This is a genomic window from Flammeovirga aprica JL-4 (genome assembly GCF_012844305.1).
Taxonomy (GTDB): domain Bacteria; phylum Bacteroidota; class Bacteroidia; order Cytophagales; family Flammeovirgaceae; genus Flammeovirga; species Flammeovirga aprica.
Genome location: NZ_JABANE010000039.1, coordinates 20,344 through 45,925, shown reverse-complemented (window position 1 = coordinate 45,925; position 25,582 = coordinate 20,344). Strand labels below are relative to the sequence as shown.

Below are 25,582 nucleotides of genomic sequence, written 5' to 3'. Positions count from 1 at the left end.
AGTAGCCTTATTTTAAGTACTGTAGTTCCGACACATTAAATCAAATGAAATGAAATTTTAAAAATGAACTATTTTTTACAGATTAATAAAAGGCTCTCCCTTTTTTTAATACTATTCTCATGTGCTTACTTCAGTAAAGCACAAGACGTCAACGTGGATGTCAATTTAAATATCAAGCACTCTGTCAACGGTGTATCCGAATTTGAAAGGGAAAAATACATGACCCTTCATGGTACCGCTTTCGAAACGGACTGGGACGGAGAAGAAGACAAACTTGACTATCTCTTAAATAAACTCGATACGTATTTTGGTAGAGATACAGGTTCTGCTACTTGGAAATTCAGTGCTACTGAAGAAGACCCCAATCGTCCTAACCGCCCTAGTTTAGAGCACATGAATGAGCTTGGGACTTGGTTAAAAGGGGAATATGAAAAAGATTATCTCACACATCAGTATGAGAAAAAAAGCCGAGAACTGATCGGCGGTACCAATCCTCACCCTACATATCCTACGTTGTCTTGGAATGGCGACGGTGTCACTTGGACAGGTTGGCAACCGATGGATGTGGATGTTTCTGCAGAATGGGTGGTGAATTACCTGGACATGTTCTTTAGAAAAACAGAAGGTGGACAAGGTGAACCGTTACCTGGTTATTGGGAAGTGATCAACGAACCTGATATGCCAATGATGACAGGGCATATGACGTGTACTTCTCAAGAGAAAATCTGGGAATATCATAACCTCGTTGCTCAAGGCGTAAAGGAGCGTTTTGGTGCGGATAACCCTTACCGCCCTAAAATCGGTGGTATGACTTGGGGTTTACATGACTTCCACTTACCGGATGGTATTTCTCGTTATGATGAAAACTATTTGGATCAATGGCTGGACGGTGATGGGTATATCACTTACCATAACATGATGGATTCTGAAGCGAACAATTACAGATCTAACCCTTGGTATCAGTGGGATATTATGTGGCAAGGTTTTATGGATGCTTGTGGTCCGAACATGGATTTCTACTCGATTCACATTTATGATTGGCCGGGTTGGAATCTGAATGCAAATGATGCCCCTTCTGCAACGAGATCAGGTGGTCATACTGAAGCGATGTTGGATATTATCGAATGGTATGATTTGCATAAAACAGGAACACGTAAAGAGTTGATCGTTTCTGAGTTTGGAGCTGTAAATGGTCAGTACAATGACAATAACAGACCGGGAGTTTATGATCAGCAAAGAATGGACTGGGAGAACCTGAAACCATTCAATGCTATGTTTATGCAATTCTTGGAGCGTCCGGATTACATCACGAAGTCAATGCCTTTTACACCTATCAAAGCGATTTGGGGAGATATTCCAGATCAAGACCTACGTTATCCTTATGCAATGATGCGTGATGAAAACGGTGATGGTGAATGGGAATGGTCGGAGTACATCAAATTCTTTGAGCTATGGAGTAATGTAAAAGGTACTCGTATCGATACAAAATCAACCAACCGTGATGTACAGGTAGATGCTTATGTAGATGGTAATAAGATCTATTTGATCTTGAATAACTTAGAAAATAATACAAAAGACATCAACCTTTCATTTTACGATGATTATGAAAACCCTGTTCAAAGCGTGCTAGTTAAAAACCTTTACTTGGATAGCAACAAAGGGCAGTTTGGTAAGCCTGCTTTGGATGAGTTTACAGTAGCTACAGCACCTGGATCGGTGACATTAAGCGAAGATGCTACGATGGTATTAGAGTATACTTTCGAAAACGCTGTGACGTTAGATCAAACTTCTGAAGAAACGAAATTTATGGGTGAAAAGATTGGTTCTGGTTACCATGAATTTGGAAGTGAATTAATTCATACAACAAGTCCTACATTGACTACTTCAGTCAATGGTGTTGTAGTTCCAAGTGGAGATTATGAAGCAACTTTAAGAGTTTCAGGAGCCTTTTTTAAAGCGCACTTAGGTTCAGTAGTTGTAAAGCTAAATGGTGTTGAATTAGAGCACAATGGTAATTGGAGAGGTTCAATGGGAGACCTAAGAAACCAATGGTTAGGTACTTTGGAAGTAGATATTCCAGCAGGTTTATTACAGGCTTCAAATACGATTGAATGTAAAACGAATGCACCAACGGACTGGGCAACGACTCAAATTCAAGTATGGGATTTCTCAAAAGCTCCAGGTCGTGAAGGTTTAAATGCAGTGGCGTTAAATAGCGTTTCAATTGAAGGAGATACGGAAGTAATGCAAGGTCAAAAAGAGGCTTTAAAAGCAGTACTTTCTCCAGTAAATGCAACTGACAAAGCGTTAGTATGGACTTCTAATAACACAAGCGTTGCCACTGTAGATGAGTACGGTGTGGTGACAGGTGTGGCTTCTTCAGGAACTGCTACAATTACCGCTACAAATACAGATGGAACCATCTCTTCTTCATTTGTGATTTCAGCAATTCCTTATGCTGATACTCCTGTAGCAAGTCTTTCGATTGAAGAAGGAAACAGTGTAGATGTGGATTTCTATGTTACTACTCCTCTAACATTGAATATTTTACCATTGGATGCGACAAATCAAGAGGCAGTTTGGTCTTCTTCGAATGATCAAGCAGTACAAGTTGATCCAAAATCAGGTAGTGTAACAGGTGTTGCGATTGGTGAGTCAGCGGTAATTACAGCGACAATTAATGATAATGGCAATGTAATCACTGCTTCTACAACTGTCAATGTGGGAATTGTAGGAGAAGAAAAAGTGTATTGTGATGCCATGGTGAGTGAGGTCACTGGTAATACCAATTATACTTTTGATGTATTTGTGAATCTTTTGGGTACACGAACACTCAAGGTAGAATTAATGCAAGGAAACACTGTTTTGGGAACTGGAACGACCACTACAGAAGTGAAAGGAAAAGATGTTGTAGCAGTGGATTTAGTGTTGAATAATGTACCTGCAGTAGGGAATTATTCATTAAGAGTTTCTGCATTAAACGGAAATCAAATCATCAGTCAATGTGCTTCTGATTTATCAATTCTGGACAGAATCAGACCGCAAAGCATCACTTTGGTGGATTGGTTAAGAGAGGTGGAAGTTGGACAAACATTGCCTGTAACGGCAGAAGTTTTACCTACCAATGCTTTTGATAAAACAGTACTTTGGTCTTCAACGAATCCGGGTGTTGCCACTGTAGATAACAACGGTACGGTGACGGGTGTAAGCTTAGGAAATACAGTGATCAGAGGTACGCTTCAAGATGGTGGTTTGTATGCTGAGGCCAATGTAAGTGTGAAATCACAAGTGGTGGTACAGCCTACGCAAATCATTATTCCATCGGACATCACGGTTTTCCCTGGCGGAAATATGCAAGTGACGCCTATGTATGTGCCGGAGTGGACCACAGAGAAAAACATCACTTGGTCAACAAGCAATTCTGCATTGGCTACTGTGGATACGAACGGCTTAATTTCAGCTTCAACAACAGAAGGTACACTGACATTAACGGCAACTTCTGCTTCCAATGCATCAGTGGTGGCTACAAGTAACCTTACGGTGGGAACTACTTTGGTGATTCAAGCGGAATCTTTCAGCAATATGGGCGGAACTGTAGGTGATATCGCTATTTATGATATTCCGACAGGCGGTCAAGGCATCAATAATGTACAGGCTGGCGACTTCGTAGAGTACGAAGTATTTATTCCTCAAGCAGGGGAGTATTCAGTCGCTTTCTTTGCAGGAACAGCTGTAGAAGATGGTGTGATTGAGATGTTCGTCAATAGTGAAAGCCAAGGTTCCGTGAAGGTGCCAATGAACGATTGGGATGCTTATGCAACGGTTGCTTTGGGGCAAAGAGTTAATCTCCCTCAAGGAAATGTAACGATTGGTTTAGTAGGCGCAGGAACATCGGATTGGCAATGGAACCTGGATTACTTCCAAATGAACTTTGAAGGAGAAATTACTTGTGATGAAAACCTGCAAAGTATCACGGTCAATGCTTCCACAACAACGATCAGAGAAGCGGAAACAGTGGCTCTAACGGCTTCACTTCTTCCTTCTAATGTTTGTCCAAAAGTGATTTCTTGGTCAAGTAATAACACTAATGTTGCGACGGTCAATAACAGTGGAGTAGTGACAGGAATAGGTGTTGGAACAGCAACTATTTCAGCAACAGCCGATGGTATTACTTCATCAATTGATATCACAGTAACAAGCAATATTATAGCTGTAACGGGTGTAACGTTGACGCCATCTACTTTAAGTTTATATGTCAATAACACTGCTCAATTGACGGCTCAGGTTATTCCTGTCAATGCGTCGAATAAGAATGTTTCTTGGACCTCTTCTAATACATCAGTGGCCACTGTAAATAATGGTGTGGTCAGTGCAGTGGCAGAGGGAACAGCTACTATTACAGTTTCTACTGCAGATGGTGGTTTTGAAGCGCAGACGACAGTGACTGTTAGTGAAATAGTAGAAGGTAGTGATATTGTGATTGAGGCAGAAAGCTTTGTAACTACAGGTGGTACATTCAATGACGGTGTTGTTCCATTGGGAGTAAATAAAGTAGATAATATCGGTATCAATTATGTAAACAGTGAGGACTGGGCAGAATATACCGTAAGTGGAAATGGTACCTATGAAGTGACTTATTACATTTCAACGCCAATGTCAGGAGCTTCGATTGAAGCAGTCTTAGACGGCAGTTCGGTAGGTGTAGATAATGTGCCAAGTAATGGACAATGGGATGATTATCAGCCTTTAAAATCAGCACATCAAATTGTACTCAATGGAAGTCATACATTAAGACTTGTGGGGGCTGGCACCAATGCTTGGCAATGGAACTTGGATAAAGTGGTATTAACGCCAGTAACGTCTCCAACCGTTCCTGTAACAGGTATCAATGTTACTCCTGCCAATGTCGCATTATTAGTGAATGAAACAGCACAATTATCGGCTTCTATTCTCCCTGCCAATGCTACAGATGCTTCTTATACATGGAGCACAAATAACGCATCAGTTGCTACTGTAAATAACGGTTTAGTAACCGCAGTTGCTGAAGGTACGGCGATCATCACTGCCACTTCAAATGATGGCGGTTTTACAGCTACTTCAACAATTACAGTCACAGATGTTGTGACGCCTCCTAGCGGATTGGTGATTGAAGCGGAAGACTTCACAAGCACAGGCGGTACTTACAATGATGGCAATGTGCCATTGGGTGTGAATCGTGTGACAGGATTAGGAATCAACTGGGTGAACTCAGGTGACTGGGCTGAATACAGTTTGAATGTAGAAGGTGCAGGTGAGTATGAGATGGAGTATTCAATTTCAACGCCAACGAGTGGTGATGTGGCTATCCAAATAGAGATTGATGGAATTGTAGTGTCAACAGATGCCGTTCCAAACAATGGACAATGGGATGATTACCAACCACTATCAGCATCAGGTACGGCCAATCTTTCAGCAGGAATTCATACCGTAAGAATTATTGCTTCTGGAACTAACGCTTGGCAATGGAATCTTGATAAAGTGACTTTCAGCCCTGCTTCTTCAACAGCAAGAAAAGTGGAATCTAAAGTAGATCTAGCAGAAGAATTATCACTTTATCCAAATCCATCGACCAATGTTGTCAATATTAAAGGTTTACCTAACGGTGCTTATCAAGTGGCATTGTACAACATCAATGGTGTATTGGTGGATTATAAAGCTATTGATTTCAAATACATTCACCAACTGAATGTAGAAGCTCTTACTTCAGGCATTTACCTTATGAGAATTGTAGGGGAAGGCGTGGAGAAAAATGTAAGAATTTCAGTGATGAAATAAAGATAAAAGGAGTGTGATGCTTCCTTCGGGAAGTGTTGCACTTTTTCAGTATCTGAAGGAATGAAGAATTAAGAATGTAGAGTGAAGAATGATCTGGTCTGTAATGTAATTTATGAAGTCGTTTTATAATTACATTTTGGATCTAATCTTCACCCTTCATTCTGCATTCTTCATTCCTATCAATACACCCTTAAATCAAATTTTTTACTATCAATTTAGTTTATAGAAATGAAAGAATTACTCTTACTAATTTTAGGTTGTTTGGTGTTTTTCAATACCTCAGCACAGGATTGGAGCGGTATTGCCGTCCCTGCCAATGCGGGATCAGGAAACACTTGGCAACTGCAAGACAACGTATCAGATGACTTTAATTATACTTTTAACCCTGTCAATGCAAAGACCAACTTTGGAGATGGAAAATGGTACAATTTCTACCATAATGCTTGGGATGGTCCGGGTACTACCTATTGGAAATATCAAAATGTATCTGTGAAAAACGGGAGCTTATTTATCAATGCTTCAAGATGGGATCAAAACAATCAAGCCAACCCTTGGAATGGTAATGCTCCAAAAATGGGATTGCCGAATAATGGGGTGAACTCAGGTTGTGTGACTTCCAACGCGAGAGTGCAATATCCTGTTTATGTGGAATCTGCTATTAGCGTGGCGAATATCAGTTTAGCATCATGTTTTTGGTTATTGAGTCCAGATGATACGCAGGAAATTGACATCATCGAAAACTACGGTGGAGTGAATGGCTTTAAGCACTTGACGCACATTTCTCATCACTCTTTTATTAGAAGTCCATTTCATGATTATCAGCCAAGAGATTGGAACAGTTGGTGGCCTGATAGCCGTGTAAATACTTCTTACGGTTGGGGTGATTGGGCTTGGAACAATGGAGATCGTAGGTATTTAAGATTGGGCGTTTATTGGAAAACACCAAATCATTTTGAGTATTATATCGATGGAGAATTAGTGAGAGTGATGTATCATAATGCCATTGCCACTTTAATGAATGGCACTTGGGAGTATACGTATTACAACAGTCAGCATCCTGCCAATACGGTGGATTCATGGGGAAATAATGTGGGTGGAATGCCTGTCAATGCTTCAAACGGTTATTCTGAAGTAACGCTTTACGCTACAAGTACTTCATTTAATATGAATACATTACAATCAGCAAGTGATAATTCAAATGGCATCAATGTGATTGATCCAGGAGCTTACCAAAATGGTAATGGATTTACAAAAGAGATGGACATTATCATTAATGTAGAATCGCAAAGTTGGTTGGTAAGTAGAGGTGAAACACCTTCAAATGCAGATTTGTTAGCTGATTCAAAAAATACAATGGAAGTGGATTGGGTAAGAGTGTACAAGCCGGTGCCCAGTGGAGGAACTGTAGGCGTAACTGATATTATGGTGACACCTTCCGCTTTGGCATTAGAAACAGGTGCTCAAGGTAATCTTACCGGTCAAGTTGTTCCTGCCAATGCTACGGATCAAACAATGCTTTTTGCTTCTAATAATGAGGATGTGGCTACTGTAAATCAGTCGGGTGTGGTAACAGCAGTAGGAGAAGGTACGGCGGTGATTACTGCCACATCAACTGATGGTGGATTTACAGCTACTTCAACGGTGACCGTAAGCAATTCATCCACTCCTCCCGTTCAAGGAGAAGCTTTTACAGTAGAAGCAGAATCATTTACTAATACAGGCGGTACTTTTAATGATGGTCAAGTACCCTTCGGTATGAATATTATGACAGGAGGCGTGAATTATGTAAATGCGGGTGACTGGGCAGAATATTCGATCAATGCGACTGGTACTTACACCTTAGAATATCTGATTTCAACACCTATGACATCAGGAACACAAGTGAGCCTTTTAGTTGATGGCGTTACGGTAAACACCACCAATGTTCCGAATAATGGAAGCTGGAGCAATTTTACATCACTTTCAGCCACAGGTACGGTTACTTTCAGTGGTAATCATAATTTGAGAATATTGGCATCAGGAAGTAATGATTGGCAATGGAACTTAGATAAATTAGTCTTCACTCCTGAAGAGGAGGTGACTATCCCTCCAACATCTTCCAACTTCAGTATAGAAGCCGAAGATTTTACGAACACAGGCGGAACATTTAATGACGCATTCGTTCCTTATGGAGTAAGCATTATGACAGGTGTAGGTATTAACTACGTCAATGGTGGAGACTGGACAGAATACAGTGTCAATGTTCCTAATGCAGGTGATTATAACATTGAGTATATGATCTCAACTCCCATGACAACGGGTACAGGAATTCAGCTTTCAGTAGATGGAACCGTAGTGGCAACGGATGCTGTTCCTGCCAATGGAGGATGGAATAATTTCGAAGCATTGACGGCAAGCTCATCCGTTTACCTTTCATCAGGATTACACAGTTTCAGAATTACAGCATCGGGTAGTAATGATTGGCAATGGAATTTAGATAAAGTCAACTTTTCAACAGGAAGTGGAGCTAGAGAAATTATAGCTTCCAATGATGAGACGTTCCAAAAAGTAAACGCTTACCCTAATCCTTCAACAGGAGTAGTGAATATAGATGGTTTAGAAATAGGAAAATATACGATTTTGGTATATAACCTTAATGGAGAAGAAGTACAAAACACAACAATAGATTTCAACTATAAACATCAATTGAACTTGAGTACGTTACCTAAAGGAATTTACTTCATCAATATTATTGGTGATGATAAATCGGATAAGATAAAAGTGGTTTTGACGAACTAGTACCTACCACAATTGGTAATTTCAAATAATGTATAATATCATACAAGTAAAAATAAACGGAGTCGGATCTTCTGGCTTCGTTTTTTACTGTTTTGTTAAAGAATAGAGGTTATAAATGTCTTTCACATCTTCTTGAATATACCACGGTAGATGTTCCACTATGATTGTCTTTTTGGGTTTACTCTTATGATAGATCAAGGTGTATTCAGTTGTTGAAGGTTGGTTTAAGACGAACCTTGAAGTTTGACGAATTTGACAGTTGCTTGTAATATAGGATAGTTGCATTCTTTTCAACCATCTTTTTGGATTTGAAGTATTTTCCTTTTCTAATAGAATGGCTCTAGTGATTTCTCCCTCAGATAGTATATTAATCCGGTTATTTCCAATCCAAAAATTAATAAACAACATAAATGCAGTAACAATTAATGCAAGAATGAAAAGCTGATCAATACCAGAATGATTTACTCCTTTAATTCTATTGATATGAGGTTTTTGATTATGATATTCAATGATCACTTTATCGCCTACTTTATAGTATCCTGCTTTATGATAGGAAGACCAGTTGAAATCACCCATTTTTGAATGGAAAATATAATCATATCTGTATATAGGTACACCGTTTTCAATTGTATTAGTATAAAACACATTGATAATTTCTCCATTGCCAGTGGATATATCATTCTGAAGATATAAAAATGCCTTAAGGTCAAAAGTTCGTAAAGTGTTGTAGGAGGCAAAAAAGGCAGTAAGAAAAGATACAATTGCGATTATACCATAAATACCATTGAGGGTTAATACCATCTTGGTAACTATCGGTATTCGAGAATTCATTATAAGTTTACTTAGTCATCAAAATACGTTTGTAACACACAAATCTATTTATTTTTTCACTCATTCACAAGAATTTAAGTTTGGTTGAAATATGGTTCTGTATAGTGTTATAATAACAACGTACTTCAGTGGTTTTTATAGAGTCTATCGATGGGAGATAAATTATGTCGAAATTTTCATTCGTTGAAAATAGGGGACCCTTTATTGAATAAATTACCAAAGCCCAATCCATTGTATTAACTTTATTGGATAAGATTACTACATTGTAAATTAAATTATTGCAAATTAAAGCATTTAGAAATCAGGAGATCCTTGATGATCTTTAGGGTACAAATTACGCTAACGCTTAACATTTACGCCATTGGGCTTTCTACCTCATTCGTTTGGTAGCACTTCCCCGGCCTTGAAGGGAAAAGCGTCAAGAATTTCATGTATTGAGCCGTTAAAAATGATTTTGCTGTTTGAGCGCAGCGAGTTTAAAATCATTTAGGCGAAAGGAATGGAATTTAGCTTTTGACTTCAAAGCCTAGATTTTTTGCTTCGTTTTTCATCAATGGAAAAATGAAGAAGAAAGAAGCTTGGAAGTAGAACATAAAAGTCTTGCAGAAAGATCGAATGAAAGTTGATGATGATTTAGTTTACAATGTACTTACTACATAACAAAAAAAGTATGAAATATAAACTCTCTTTCCTTCCGTTATTTTTTATTCTACTGATGTCTTTCAACGGAAAAGATAAAACGCCCTCAGTAAAATCAGAGGCGACCTATAAGGTAGAAATCAAAGAAGATATTGTTTATGGTGAAGGACTCAGTCACGAAACTTTAAATAGTGAAAATGCAGAAACTATTCCCTTAAAATTGGATGTCTATCTACCAAAAAATAAAGATAAAAATCGACCTGTCTATCTATTTTTCCATGGAGGAGGCTTTAAAGGAGGCTCTCGAAAGATGGTACATATTGAGACGATGGGTAAGTATTTTGCTTCAAGAGGATGGGTATTTATTTCGGCAGATTATAGAGTACTGAAAGATAAAGGTACAGTGCCTCCAAAGTGGGTAAAGGTCGCCCAAAAATACCCTCAACAAGTAAGAGCACAAGCATTGGCTATTTACCCTGCATTACGTGATGCAAAAAGTGCGATGCGTTGGGTCATTGCTAATAAAGAACAGTATAAAATCAATACAGATTATATTACTGTAGGAGGAGCATCAGCGGGAGCATTGACAGCAGTTGGTGTAGGGATTTCAAACCTTGAAGATTATAAAGAAGAAATTAGATTGGAAACAGACCCTACATTATCGACTACTCATCTTGATGAAGAATACAAAGTGAATACGATCATTGATCTTTGGGGAACAAAAGCGGTGGTAGATGTTCTTGAAAAACTAGATGGGAAAAGCCGTTTTGATAGTGAAGATCCATCCTTGTTGATTTTGCATGGTACCAAAGATCAGAATAAAAATACGCTGTTTAGTGAAGCCGAAGCACTAAAAGAAACGTATGACGCCAACGGATTAACAGCAAAATTAATTCCTTTAGAAGGAGCAGGGCATGGTGCTTGGAAAGCAACTGTAAATGGCAAAAGTTTAGCGGACTTATCGTATGAATTTATTGTTGAACAGCAACAGTTAATAGTGGATAAATCTTCAAAATAAAATAGGCAGTATCTCTTATAAAAATAGAAGTCCCTCATCCATTGAATCAATGAAAGAGGGACTTCAAAAATATCTTTATGTCAAAAAAGTGAGCTTACTGCACTTTCTCGATATATAAAACACCTTCTTTAGGAGCACCAGCTGTACCTTGTTGTAGTACATAGTCGCCGTTTCCGTTAGCCACTAATCTTAAGCTACCGTCCATATCCAACTTAAGGATATATTTAGTGTTAGTAGCTAAAGCAGAATCATATTCTACATCAAAAGATAACTCTTTGTGTGCTACTTTTAAATTAGCAGGAGTGTCCGAACCTGTTTCGATCACATAGCTGTCCTCGTTTTTATCTAAACCAAGAATAGCACTTTCTACTTCGCCGATAGGAAGTGTTTCATCAGACCAGATAAGTGTATCCTTGCTTTCGAAGTGTAGTAAATCTACATAACCTTTTCCTTCTTCTTTGTTGAAAGTTACCGTTTGATCACCTACTTGTACTGTAAGTGTAGCCACTGATACAACTACTGAGTCAACGCCGGGGATATCCGTTGCTGTAGTTCTTAAATTTGAGTCTGAAATTCCACCAGATCTTAAGCTTACGTCAGCTCTTGCTGAGGCAGTAGAATTGTCATCATCATTGTTACATCCGCCAAAGCAAATAGCTCCAGCTAGTAATGAGTAAAGTACAAATTTTGAATTCATAATAGTAAATTATCGTTTTAACAGTCTTGCAAAGATGACAGTTTTCCGAGTAATATGGACAAACCGTTTTATTAAATTAATTCAAAAAATTCTAATGGAGGTGTTAATTATGTCGTTTTCCTCACATCATCAGCCCATAATTTAATTATGGACTGACGATGGATTAATAAATGACTGAAATACCACTATCCTTTCTAAACTTCTCACCAGGGTACAATTCACTTTCGTAAGTCAATGTATACACATAATCACCAATCGACACCTTTCGACCTCTATACGTACCATCCCAACCTTTTTTAGGATCTCTAAGTTCATATTCATCCGCATATTCTCTGTAGAAAATAATTTCTCCCCAGCGGTTATAAACCGTCAAAGTGATATTGAATAAATCAGAAGCCTCAATGTAGAAAGTGTCGTTCAATCCATCACCGTTTGGCGTAAAGCCTGTTGGCGCTGAAATTCTTGGAGGACATAATTCTACAACATTGATTTCGTATTCTTCAAAACAAGCTGTTTCTTTAGAGGTATCCATGATTTTTACAGCATAAATGCCTTCTTCACCTCTTGTCACTGTTGGCGTTGTTTCCTCTGTATCTTCCCATACCACCACAACATTTGGATCATTAGTAGCTACTAATTCAATTCTTGCATCGTCTTCAAAACAGAACGTAGTATCTGATGGAAGAAGTGTACCTGGAATTGGATCTCTATTGACCGTAATACTGTGCGTATAGGTACATGGATCAGCATTTGGATCACTTTGTACAAGTAAAGTATAAGTGAATGTGCCTGCTTCAGTAACGATGATTGAAGAGTTAGTTTCACCAGTGCTCCACTCAATACCTTTTACTACGGCAGGGTCATCAATGATAGTTGAAAGGGTCACTTCTGCAAAATCACAAGCTTCTATAATTGAGCTTCCTGATCCGTTTGGAAGAACAACCACTTCAATTGAGTCTGTTTTGAAACAACCCAATTGATTGAAACTCTTCACTCCGTATTTCTGAGATTCAGTTGGGGTAACATTGATTGTGGAAGTCGTTTCACCTGTAGACCATTCCCATGATTCACCTCCAGAGATGCTAAGTGTGGCAGTTTCACCTTCACATATATAGACTAATGGATCAAAAGTCGTTTCAGGAAGTCCTATAACATCGATTTCCTTGATCATTACATCTTGACAACCTGAACTGTTCGTGATCACTAAGGCAATTTGATAATTACCCGTTTGAGGATAGCTGTAATTGATTGACGAATTACTTCCTTGAGATACGGTATTGTTTCCACCATAATCCATATACCATTCCCAAGTGATTTCCCCATCAGGATTTCCTGCAGTTGAACCATTATTAAGTGCTTCAAATTCTTGATCCAAACAGATCAGATCAGGAATGTTGAAGTTGGCGACAGGACTTGGGTAAATTGTGATTGATTCAGAGTAAATACTACTTGTACACCCAAGTACTGATGTGATTCTCAATGCGATGGTATACGTGCCTTCTCCTTCATAAACTTTATCCATTGTTGGAAGGGTAGAGGAAGAATCAGCTGAGAAAGTACCATTGTAATTGAAATCCCATTCGTAAGTATTTTCTCCGTTTGGAATACCTGAAGTTGAAGCATCCAATGTCAATACTTGCTGAGCACAACCCACCGTATTTTGAATAGTAAAATTCGAAGTTGGTGTTCTTTGGAAATGAACTTTTGCAGTATCAATACCTGGACAAACATCTGGAACCAATTTGTTGACTGTCGTTAAAACAACGTCTGCGTAAATATCATAAACATCGTTATCAAATACAGGGGAGTGTACATTAACACTGTATTGATTCACACCGTCATTGGACAGCTGACCACCAACCACATTTAAGATTTCCCAACTGTAATCAATATTGCTTTGCTCATCATAAGACGACTGAATTGAAATCGTTTCAGCTTTACAAACGGCCAAAGTATCTGTAGGAAGACCAACCAAAGGTGATCGGTGAATGGTAAAACTGAAAGTCTTCGTACTTCCTGTATTGCTACAAGTTGCATTTACTTTATTCGTTACTGTCAGTGTCACATCAAAATTGATCTGCTGTGTATTGACATTATTATAATCCGTATCCTCAAGCGTGATCGATAAGTTTTGACCTGTAAAGCTTTGTACTAAACCTTGAATTCTTGTAGATCCATCAGCTGAAGTTCCAACCAATGAAGCAACATCCAAATTCCACTCATAGTTGTAATCTTCAGAGAAGTCTTCACCTCCAAAAGGCATAAGCACTACCGGAACAGCTGAACAACCTTCTGCTTCTGCATCAGGAATCGTAATTTCAGGAATACGAGTAAATTGTACTACCACCTCCTGAGTGCTTTCACAACTGCTGTAAAGTGAATTACTCGTGATAAGGTTGAATGTCACCGTGATCAAGCCAGATGAAGCGTCGAAATCATCTTTCGTCATCTGAACATTGGTCAGCGTATTTGAAGTTGAATTGTTGAAGGCATTGATTTTATTGATACCCGATGCACTTGCCCCATCAATTGAAGCCACTTCCCATCGGATATTAAATACCCCTGCATCAGAAGAAATTCCTTCAATAGTATTGATTTCATCTTGACAGTATACCAACGTATCACTATTGGTAAATACAGGTGCTCTATAAAGATTGATATCGACGGTTTGACTTCTTTCGTCACAAGAACCCGTTTGATTGATGGTCAACGTACCTGTAATGGCATAGCTGTTATTATCAAATGTGATGTCTTGTAAAGTAAGACCGGCGTTATTATTTCCTGTTGGAATTAATGTAAATGAACCGCCTGTTACAGATGAAGTCCAAGTATGATCGATAGACGCTAGTTCTTCATCGTTGGAAGTATAAAGTTCCAGGTCTTCTAAACCATCCACACAATTTTCATAATCCGTGATACTCGAAAGGTCTACACTTCTTCTAATTGTAATTGTGAAGGTCTGGACGATATTATTACAACTTCCGGTTGTATTTAAAGTCACTGAACCTGTAATGAGATCACTTCCTTCATCAAAATTAATAGATGAAACATCCAAACCACTTCCTTGATTTCCTTTTGTTGATAAATCAAAAGAACCTCCTGTTGTTCCATCCAAAAGAATCCAAGTGTAAGTCCATGCTGGAAGGTTTTCACTATTCCCTGCCCATAATTCTAATGTGCTACCATCTTCATCAAAAGCACACAACTCATTCAAATCAATAGACGCTACATCTACTGATCTATTAATTGTCAGAGGAATTGTGTCAGGAGTCGCATCACATGAGTTGTTGACTGTGAGTACGATGTCTGCTGTGATATTGGTTTGATCCGTATCGAAAATAACTTGATCTAATACCAACTGAGAATTGTTGTTGCCACTTTGTGTAAAGGATGGAATCTGTCCGCCATTGATATTGATGATTTGATAGTTGAAAACCATATTGTCAATCGCAAATTCATTCTCCTCAATCGCTTCAACATTGGTCGCATTATTTGTCAAACATAAATCTACTCCTGTTAATGTCGTTTGATCAGCAACCCTTTGAATCGTCACCGCGATGATCTTCTCATCCAATGAACAACCAGACTCATTAAATACCCTTACATTGGCTTGAATCTCATCCGATGTGTCATCAAACTGAATAGCATTCAAAATAAGTCCAGAGTCATCAGCACCACTTGTTTCTAAGGTAAAACTACCACCATTTAATGATCCCGTGACGATTTCATAATCAAAAGTGATATTGTTGATTTGTTCCGTTTGAGGATCGATTACCGTAATGCCTGTGCTATTGTCCACCAAACATTCATCAATTGTATCTGGGAATAATGAGAAATCGACTTGTCTGTTGATTGTTACATCAAATGAAGTGTTGCTTCCTTGGCAAGCATTGCTTAGTGTGACATTGACAGTGAAAGTAATTACATCAGACCCCTCATCAAAAGTGACTGTTTGAAGATTTACACCTGAGTTATTATTTCCATAAGCCTGTAAAGTGGCTGTACCACCCGTCAAGGTTGATGCATCAATCGTCCAAGTATAATCAATCGTACCCCAAGTTTCTGTAGAGGCTGTAATCAATGTTTCGGCCGTCGTATTTTGAATTAAACAACGTACTTGATTACTAATCACCGACAAGTCTGGAATTCTATTGATGGTAATCGTAATTACTCTTGAAGCAGTATTACAACTTCCTGTGACATCCAATGTAATTTCAGCGTTGATCACTAAAGAATTGGCATCAAATGTAATGTCATTCGCTAACAGTCTAGAATTGTTATTACCGTCAAAAGAAACTGTAAAACTACCTCCGTCGGTGATCGTAAGGTTTGTCCAATTATAAGTATAACCGGCAATTGTTTCTGTTGATTCTGGATTTAAAATTTGTGCTGTGCTTCCTTGAATCACACAAAGTTCATTGAGTGTGATACTTTGAAGATCTACATTTCTTCTAATCGTAATCGGAAGCGTTTGAGTAGCATCATTACAACTTCCTGTTAAAGTCAAGTTTACTGAAGCAGTGATTTCGTTGCTTCCTTCATCAAAGTTGATTGCTGAAGCATCAAGACCACTATTTTGATTTCCTTTTGGAGCGATAGTAAATGAACCACCTGTCATGGTACTTGATAGCAAAGTCCAAGTATATGACCATGAAGGAAGGTTTTCAGTGCTTTCTGCGTATAATTCCATCGTGCTTCCATCTTCATCAGTAGCACAAAGTTCATTGAGTGTGATTGACGATAAATCTACTGTTCTTTCGATGCTCAATGGTATAGTATCAGGAGTCGCATCACAAGAGTTGTTGACTGTGAGTACGATGTCAGCTGTGATGTTCGTTTGATCTGCATTAAAAATAACCTGATCTAATACTAACTGAGAATTGTTGTTGCCATTTTGAGTAAATGAAGGAATCTGTCCACCGACTACATTGATGACCTGATAGCTGTAGACCATGTTGTCAATCGCAAACTCGTTTTCAGCAATGGCTTCAGTATTTGTAGCATTATTTTCTACACACAAATTCACGCCTGTTAAGGTCGTTTGATCTGCCATTCTTCGGATCGTCACCGCAATTGTTTTATCATCCAATGAACAACCTGCCTCATTAAATACCCTTACATTGGCTTGAATCTGATCAGAAGTATTGTCAAACTGAATGTCATTCAAGATCAATCCTGAGTTGTCAGCACCGCTCATTTCTAAAGTAAAGCTACCGCCATTTAATGATGCAGTGACGATTTCATAATCAAAAGTGATATTGTTGATTTGTTCCGTTTGAGGATCGATCACTGTAATGCCCGTACTATTGTCTACCAAACATTCCTCTATGGTATCTGGGAATAAAGAGAAGTCAACTTGTCTGTTGATCGTCACATTGAATGAAGTAGTGCTCCCTTGACAAGCATTACTTAATGAAACATAGACAGTGAAGGTGATTTCATCAGAATTGGTATCAAAAGTGACCGTTTGAAGTCTTACTCCTGAATTATTATTTCCATAGGCTTGTAAAGTAGCCGAACCTCCTGTTAATGTTGAAGCATCAATCGTCCAAGTATAATCGATAGTTTCTAAGGTCTCTGTAGATGCAGTGACCAAAATCTCGTCAGTGGTATTTTGAACCAAGCAAAGGAATTGATTACTGATGCTTGAAAGGTCTGGAATTCTATTGATTGTAATCGGAATCGTCCTTGAAGCAGTATTACAACTACCTGTGACATCCAATGTGATTTCTGCATTGATGACTAAAGAGTTGGCGTCAAATGTAATATCATTAGCCAATAGTCTTGAATTATTATTTCCATCAGATGATACTGTAAAACTTCCTCCACTTATGATATTAAGGCTAGTCCAATTGTAAGCATAACCATCAAGTGTTTCAGTAGATTCCGCATTCAAGATCTGCAATGTACTTCCTTGTACCACACAAAGTTCATTGAACATGATCGCATCCAAATCAATTTCTCTGTTGATAGTAAATGGAAGTGTGATCGATTGATCATTACATGATGTCGATGTGATAATTAAAGTAATATTACCTGTGATGGTTTTTTCGTTGGCATCGAAATTAATATTCTCAGCCATTAATGCTTCGTTACTCTGAGTAGTAGTTGCACCTAATGTCAATGAACCACCACTAACTGAACCTTCAATTAAATCCCATTCAAAAGTCCAATCAGTAAGTGTTTCTGAAAGTCCGTTGAATAAAGTTGCTGTACCGTTATTTGAAGGAGCACAAGCTGTATTTAAAGTGATTGAGGCGGTATTAGGAATACGATGTAAAGTAAATGGAATGTCTTTGTCACCAATACCACAAGAGTTGGAAACATTGACTGTAACGATTCCTGAAACTGTAGCACTATTGGCATCAAATGTAATCGATGTCAGTTCCAAACCTGATCCATCCGTATTGGCACCTGCAAAGTCTGCAGAACCACCTGTAAATGTCGTATTATCATAAGACCATGAGTATACATAGCCGTCTATTTCATCAAAAGCTTGATCGATCAACAATACACCCGTAGCACTTTCTTCCACACAAGTTTCAATGGAAACAACATCATTGATAGAAGGAAGTCGGTTGATAGTAACCGGAATATCTTTAGAATCAATCGCACAACCATTGGTGTTTTGAACTCTGATTACTGCATTGATTGTCGCTGAACTTGGAGTCGTTGAATCATCAAATTGAATGGCATCTAATTGTAACCCTGAAGCGTCCGTTCCTTGAGGATCTAAGCTGAAAGTACCTCCACTGATAGAAACGATACTCCATGTATAATTAAAGTTATCAATCGTTTCAGTGGTAACGGCGATTACTTCTACATCAGTGGCTTCATCCAATTGACATTCTGTGATAGAGGCAGGGAAAATACTCATGTCCACTGCACGGTCAATCTGAACGGTGAAGGACTGATTCAAGGTTTGACAAAGTCCTGTCACTTCTAAATCTACCGTAAAGGAAATGGAAGAGGAAGAAGGATCAATACTATCATCAAAGTGAATATCATCCAGCACTAGACCAGAATTGTTGTTGGTAGTACTTGGTACTAAAGTGACCGTTCCACCTGATAGCGTTCCAGTAGCAATACTCCAATTGTAAGTAACACCACTTCCAAAATCTTCTGTATTTTCAATAACAATCGTTTCTCCATCGGTGTCTTGCAAGGCACAAATCACTACATCAGTCAAAGTTGTAAGATCAGGAATACGTTGGATTCTGATTTGTTTTGTAACTGTGCTGTTATCGCAAGAACCGTTTACTCTTAAAGTAATATCGGCTGTGATTTCTATGGAATTATTATCAAATACAACGTTATTGACCGTCAATAAGGAGTTATTATTACCTGAAATATCCAAATCAAAAGTACCGCCATTTACAGTTGCAGTCACTACATTCCAATCGTAGCTAAATCCTGCAATATTCTCTAAAACCTCATCATGTAAAATATGTCCTGAGGAGTTTTCCGTTACACAAAGATCATTTAATGTAACATCTGCCAATTCTACTTTTCTAGTGACATTGACAGGGATGTCTTGAGTAATCACACCACAATCAGGAGTCGTAACCTTAAGAGTAACCGAACCTGTGATGATTGATTTTCCATCGTCAAACTGAATATTTCTAATTGAAAGTCCAGTGTTATTGGCTGAAGGTACTAATTCGAAATCACCATCAATAAAGGTTCCATTTTTCGCCCAAGCGTAAGTGATCGTTGGGAAGTTATCACTAATAGGAGCAAAAATCTGAGTGGTGTTTGTATCATTAACCGTTGTACAAAGCTCAATAGAAGTATAGCTTCCAAGGTCGAAGGTTCTATTGATAGTGAAATCAATGGTTTCTGTTTTATCTGTACAGTTTGGTGTCATCTGTACTAAAGTCAATTCACCAGTGATTTGTTCAGAGTCAGCATCGAAGTTGACTTGATCAAATAATACTCCCGAATTAAGATTACCGTATTGTGTAATGCCTGAAATAGTACCACCCGATACATTCGAAATCGTCCATGTAGAAGTCACACCAGCAAATAGGTTGAGATCCTCAGCATAACCCATTACGTTAGTTTCACCCTCTTCAGCACAAACTACTTGATCTACTAGGTTAAGATCATCAGCTTCCAAGTCAATGACTACAGGAATCAATTTCTCCGTAATACCACAAGTTGTTGATAGGCCTGTGACCGTCAAACGGATTACAGCATTGATGACAGTACTACTTGCATCAAAATTGATATTGTAAAAATTAAGGTCAGACTGATCTGTTTTGGTATGATCAGTAGCAGTTGGTAAGTCGAATGTACCTCCTGAAGGAGCAGTTTGAAAACTCCAATTATAAGTATATCCATTAAGTGCAGTGTCATTTCCAGTATCAATCAACTGATTTATATTTACCGCATAAGAACAAAGGGAAATACTGTAGCCAGTAAGTTTTAATACATCAGGAAGTAGATGAATAGAGAAAGGTACCGTTTGTGAAATAGTACCACATGATGCATCTACATTATTCACTTCCAACAATAAATCTCCATTAATCAATACCTCACCGGCATCAAAAGTGATATCATCAAACTCCAACTGACTGTTATTATTTCCGCTAGGATCTAAAACAATAGTACCATTGCTGATATTATCAATACTCCAATTGAAATCATAACCATTTATTGCTTGAGCAATTTCATTTAAAACTAACTGATCTGTATCGCCTTGATAGGCACAAAACTCAATAGGTCCAGTATGCCCTGTCAGATCAGGTACTCTATGTATTTCCACCGTAGTGTAAATCGGGGTAGGGCTACAAGAAGCATCTACATTATTGACAGTCGTTTTTAAAGTACCTTGAATGATATTTGAGCTTCCTGAGAAAGTAATATTATCGAATTCTAAACCAGAATTGTTATTCCCATAGCCACTCAATGTAACTGTTCCTCCTGAGATCGATTCCCATTCCCATACATAAGCAAAAGTACCTATCGCAACAGCATTTGGATTGAAAACATTCACATCAGTGTCTCCATCCAATTGACATAGATTGACAGCCGAAGTACTAAGGTTATCCGGTAAACGGTTGATTGTGACAGTGAAGGAGTGAGAATTTGTGCCACAATTCGCATCAATACCTGCTACTGTTAAAGTAACCGTACCTGTAATCTGAGTCGCTGAAGGATCAAAAGCAACGTTGGTAAGGTCTAAACCTGAATTATTCGTCCCTGTTGTTGAAGTAGAAATTGTACCACCAGTAACGCTGTGTGTCCAAGTATACGTATAACCTGCAATCACATCGGTTTCAGGAGAAGCTAATGTTTCTGTCACTGCACCATTTTGCAAACAGAAAGATTGGTCCGTTAATCTGAAGGCATCTGGAATACGATGAACAGTGACCGTAATATCTTTTGTTGCACCTGCACAACTGTTGTCCATTCCAATAACAGTACTTCTAATCGTTGCAGTAAGCGTAGATGAACCCGTATTGAAATTAATATCGTTGAGGTATAAATCAGATCCATCTGATCCTACACCAACTGCAGTAGAAGAAACAGTAGCCGTACCGCCTGTAAAATTACTGATACTCCATTGGTAAGAGTAATTGTCTACAATCTCCGCATTTAAGCCTTGTAACTGAATATTGGTATCGCCATTTAATGCACAAATCAATTGATCACCAATCTGCAAACCGTCAGGAAGATGGTGGATGATGTAATTAAAATCTTTGGTAGTAGCACATCCTCCTGCAGGGTTATTAACCGTTAGTGTGATTGTTCCAGTGATTTCTGATTCTCCATTACCGAAATCAACATTGATAAAACGTAAGGCTTCACCGTCCGTTCCATAAGGATCTAAAGTAATGGTACTTCCGTTACTTGGAGCTACTTTTTCTGTCCAAGTAAAAGTCATATTTGGATAATCTTCCGTTGATGTACCCACGACATCTACGCTTGTAGTTCCTTTTAGAATACAAGTTTCAAAGTCCGTAAGGTTGGCAAATACATCAGGGATTCTATAGACATTGACTGGAATACTCACTGTGTTTCCACAACTTGCGTCCAAGCCAACAACCTCTAAATCCAATGTGGCTGTGATGACTTCTGAATTGGCATTAAAAGTAATAGAAGTAAAATCTACTCCACTATCATTATTTCCGTTGGTGGTCATACCCATTGTACCACCCGAATTCACGGTAAGTGTCCAATCAAAAGTATAGCCAGCAAAGAAATCCGTATTGGCAGTGACAGCAGTAATCGAAGCTAAACCATTTTCAGCACATAAATCAATTGCTGTTAAAGCAAGTTGATCTGGTTTTCTATAAATCACAAATGGAATGCTATTCGTTACCGTACCACATTGCGGTAAAGTCACTTCTACATCAATAGTACCACTGATCGTTGTATTATTTCCATTAAAATCAATAGAAGTAAACACCAAACCGGAATTATCACTACCATTTTGAGAAGTAGTAATCACACCGTCAGTTGTATTGACTGTATAGCTATAAGTTGCTCCTGTGATCACATCAGTTCCTGCATTTGCAGTAATGGCTTGAACATTAGTTTCTAGGTCAAAAGCACAAAGTGCAATATTGCTTTGGTTGATGATATCTGGAATTCTATTGATCGTTACAGGGATGGTATGCGTTACTAATCCACAAGAAGCCGTTTGTACTTCTACATCAACGTCGGCAGTGACAGTTTCTTGATTATCATTGAATGTCACATTTGTCAGCTTAAAACCGGTGTCTTGATTACCGAAAGTTGTTCCTATCAGTGTACCGTTTGTAATGTTGTTAATAGACCATGTATAAGTATATCCTGTTAGTACATCCAAGATTTCAGGAGAAACTTCTTGATCAATGACACCTTCTACAAAACAATAGGTTTGATCACCAATATTGGTGACTTGAGGTGTTCTATCTAAGGTCACTGTAAAATCCACGGAAGAGGCATTACAACTTCCATCTACATTTGTTACAGATGCTCTAATTGTGGCTGTGATCTGAGATTGATTGGTATTGAATGCAATATTGCTTACTGATAAACCTGAGTTGTCAGTTGCGTCAATTCCACTAAAATCAGCTGTACCGTTGTTGATACTTAATAATTGCCATGTGTAATTAAAATCTGAAACGATTTCCGTATTGGCAGGGATAAGCACTACATTATTTTGACCATTGGTCACACAAGCTTGAGGAGCCGTAAATTGTAAACCATCAGGAATTCTATAAATCGTATAGTTTAAAGTCTGAGTAGTTGCCGTACAACCTGCCCCAGCTCCGGTAACTGTTACCTCAATACTACCATTGATCACTGATGACCCATTATCAAAATCAACATCATCTAAGCGTAATCCACTAAAGTCGTTTCCAGTTTTCGTTAGGGTAGTAGTACCACCTGTTTCTGTTTTATTGATCCAATCGTATTCGATAGTTGGGAAATCCTCAGTGTAAGGTGTCACGACAAAAATACCAGGAGTCGCAAGGTCCAATTGACAAGTGGTAAAATCCGTAAGGTTCGCTAAAACATCAGGGTTTCTATCAATTGTTACTGGAATCGACATTGTATTTCCACAATCAGAAGCTAGTCCATTGATGACTAAATCGAGGGTGGTAGTGATTTGCTGTGAATTAGGATCAAAAACGACATCTTCAAAACGAACACCGCTGTTATTATTTCCATAAATAATTGGTGTAATGTTTCCACCATTGATTGCACCTACCGTCCAATTGAAATCATATCCACTAAAATTATCAGTATGTGCAGTGATGATTTCTAATAAAGATTCATTTTGGGTTGCACACAATTCAACCGAAGTAATATCCAACACACTCGGTCTTCTATAAATCGTAAATGGAATATCAGTATTGGTCGCACCACAAATCGATCCTGTGACTTGAAGGTGAACAAAACCCGTAAGTGATGTATTGGAACCGTTGAAAGTGACATTATTAAAATCAAGCCCTGATTGATCTAAGTTGGTGGTTGGAGATAAAGTAAGAGAACCTAATGAAGGATCATCTAATGTATAGCTCCAATTATACGTTTGCCCATTGACTACATCTTGAGGATCATTGGCAGGGATTACATTATAACTTCCATTCTGATCCGCACAAAGGACAATTGAAGTCAAACCTTGTGCAGAAGGTAGTCTATTGATTGTGATATTGATTTCTACGAATGAGTCTCCACACGTTGGATCCAAGCCCGTAATATCCAATCGAGCAACACCAGTGATTGTCTCTTCCTTATTATTAAATGCAACATTGTCAATCGTAAATCCTGTACCATTGGCACTTGGAACAATATCATAATCACCGTTAGAAGGTGTACCTACTTTACTCCATGTGTAAGTATATCCATTAATAGGAGAAGCGTCTTCTGCTACACCCGCATTTCCAGAACTACCATCCAATGCACAAAAAGTAATGTCTGATTCTGATAATTGAGGAGGAGTTCTATTGATGACAACATTATAGGATTGAGTATTACATGTCGTATTTAAACCACTAACTGTAAGATCTAAAGTAAGGTTGATGACTGATTCATCACCATTGAAAACGATATTATCTAAACGTAAACCTGAGTTGTCATTACCAAAAGCCACAAGATCCACATTGGCTCCTGCTGTCATCGAATTGATGGACCATTGATAATCATAACCGTAAGAGGCTGTATTTTCATTTGCTACTGTAAAGTTTCCACCATTTTGAAGTGAACAAAAAGGAGAAGTAACGGTTTTTAAAGCACTATTGATAAACGTAACGACTATTTGATCTGTGGCTCCACCACAACCTCCTAATGCACCACTGGCAGAAATATCAAACGTAGCAGACATTTGTAAAACATCGGTATCGAATTGTACATCCGTGACTACTAATCCACTGTTGTTTGTGCCAGAAGTATTGAAAGTAAATGAACCTCCAGTCAAATTCACTGTTCCTGAACTGACTCCTCCAATATCCCAAGCGTAGGTAAATGGATCAGTCGTTTCTGCAATTACTTGTCCTAAGTTTTGACCGTTAGTAGCACAGACTTCGGTTAAAGCACCAACTGTGATTTCTGGAGTTCTGTAAAAAGTTAAGACAATAGGATCTGATGTTGCAGAAGTACCACCACAAGCTGAGGTCGCTGTAAGTGTTATCGTTGCCGTATTTGCAGTGGGTTCAAAATCTATATTTTCCACCGTGATAGGTAGATCTGTTTCTTTGTTGGTAGTGGCTTGATTGATTTGGTTGGTAAGGTCAGAAACTTTAGTTACGGTCAATCCCGTAGTGCTTTCTAAATTCCATTGTGGATCAAAAGATACATCGATCGGAAGGTTATCAAAACCAGCATTAATGGTTTGGGTAGCAGGTGCACATTGATCAATAGGATCTTCCAAAACACTTAAACCAAAGGCTTGGGCAACATAAAAACCAACCGTTATTTCTTTGGTATTATAACATGCATTGGGTGTTCCTGGTGTGTAACTACAGCCATCTTCCCAAACTTCAATAGTAAGATTTGCAATGGCAAAACCTCCAATCTGTTTTTTAAACTGAATCTTTACAGAAGGAGTAGTTTCTCCGTTTTTAACTTCAATCTCTCCTTCAACGACATCCATCGTCCATAAGAAATTGTAAGACTTTCCATCATTATTATAGCCATTGCCATCATAATTAGGAATCTCATAATCTACATTACCATTATTTGTTTTTCCACAAAGCAAAATATCATCAATCTCAATAGGAGGCTGAGCTTGTGCTTCATTAATGAATAGTAAGCTAGTAACGCAAATGATAAAAATGCACAGTAAGTATCTTTTCATAATGTCTTTCAAT

General features: G+C 38.4%; 6 protein-coding genes. 3 read left to right on the top strand and 3 right to left on the bottom strand.

What is annotated here, in order from left to right; translation table 11 throughout:
- Positions 1 to 63: 63 nt before the first annotated feature.
- Both HHU12_RS15175 and HHU12_RS15170 read left to right on the top strand, forming a co-directional pair.
- Positions 64 to 5,814 (top strand): Ig-like domain-containing protein, encoded by a 5,751-nt coding sequence (locus tag HHU12_RS15175; protein ID WP_169657596.1) that lies wholly within the window; start codon positions 64 to 66, stop codon positions 5,812 to 5,814.
- 228 nt (positions 5,815 to 6,042) lie between these two features.
- The gene (locus tag HHU12_RS15170; RefSeq protein ID WP_169657595.1) at positions 6,043 to 8,592 is read left to right on the top strand and encodes a carbohydrate-binding protein; all 2,550 of its coding nucleotides are present in this window, start codon (positions 6,043 to 6,045) and stop codon (positions 8,590 to 8,592) included.
- 84 nt (positions 8,593 to 8,676) lie between these two features.
- Here HHU12_RS15170 and HHU12_RS15165 read toward each other — a convergent pair whose 3' ends face one another.
- On the bottom strand, positions 8,677 to 9,393 hold the full coding sequence (locus tag HHU12_RS15165; protein ID WP_169657594.1) for a hypothetical protein: 717 nt from the start codon (positions 9,391 to 9,393) through the stop codon (positions 8,677 to 8,679).
- Between the two features lie 673 nt (positions 9,394 to 10,066).
- Between HHU12_RS15165 and HHU12_RS15160 the strand changes: the two genes are divergently transcribed.
- On the top strand, positions 10,067 to 11,080 hold the full coding sequence (locus HHU12_RS15160) for an alpha/beta hydrolase (RefSeq protein WP_262889398.1): 1,014 nt from the start codon (positions 10,067 to 10,069) through the stop codon (positions 11,078 to 11,080).
- Positions 11,081 to 11,174: 94 nt separating this feature from the next.
- Here the strand turns inward: HHU12_RS15160 and HHU12_RS15155 are convergent, their stop codons facing one another.
- Both HHU12_RS15155 and HHU12_RS15150 read right to left on the bottom strand, forming a co-directional pair.
- Positions 11,175 to 11,777: a DUF4382 domain-containing protein gene (locus HHU12_RS15155; RefSeq protein WP_169657592.1), complete on the bottom strand. Its 603-nt coding sequence runs from the start codon at positions 11,775 to 11,777 to the stop codon at positions 11,175 to 11,177.
- Positions 11,778 to 11,940: 163 nt separating this feature from the next.
- Complete coding sequence (locus HHU12_RS15150; RefSeq protein WP_169657591.1) at positions 11,941 to 25,569, bottom strand: T9SS type B sorting domain-containing protein; 13,629 nt, start codon at positions 25,567 to 25,569, stop codon at positions 11,941 to 11,943.
- Between the last annotated feature and the right edge of the window lie 13 nt (positions 25,570 to 25,582).

Bases quoted from the DNA above. Each gene is read 5' to 3' on its own strand.
- HHU12_RS15175 (WP_169657596.1), top strand. From the start codon at position 64: ATGAACTATTTTTTACAGATTAATAAAAGGCTCTCCCTTTTTTTAATA.
- HHU12_RS15170 (WP_169657595.1), top strand. From the start codon at position 6,043: ATGAAAGAATTACTCTTACTAATTTTAGGTTGTTTGGTGTTTTTCAAT.
- HHU12_RS15165 (WP_169657594.1), bottom strand. From the start codon at position 9,393: ATGGTATTAACCCTCAATGGTATTTATGGTATAATCGCAATTGTATCT.
- HHU12_RS15160 (WP_262889398.1), top strand. From the start codon at position 10,067: ATGTACTTACTACATAACAAAAAAAGTATGAAATATAAACTCTCTTTC.
- HHU12_RS15155 (WP_169657592.1), bottom strand. From the start codon at position 11,777: ATGAATTCAAAATTTGTACTTTACTCATTACTAGCTGGAGCTATTTGC.
- HHU12_RS15150 (WP_169657591.1), bottom strand. From the start codon at position 25,569: ATGAAAAGATACTTACTGTGCATTTTTATCATTTGCGTTACTAGCTTA.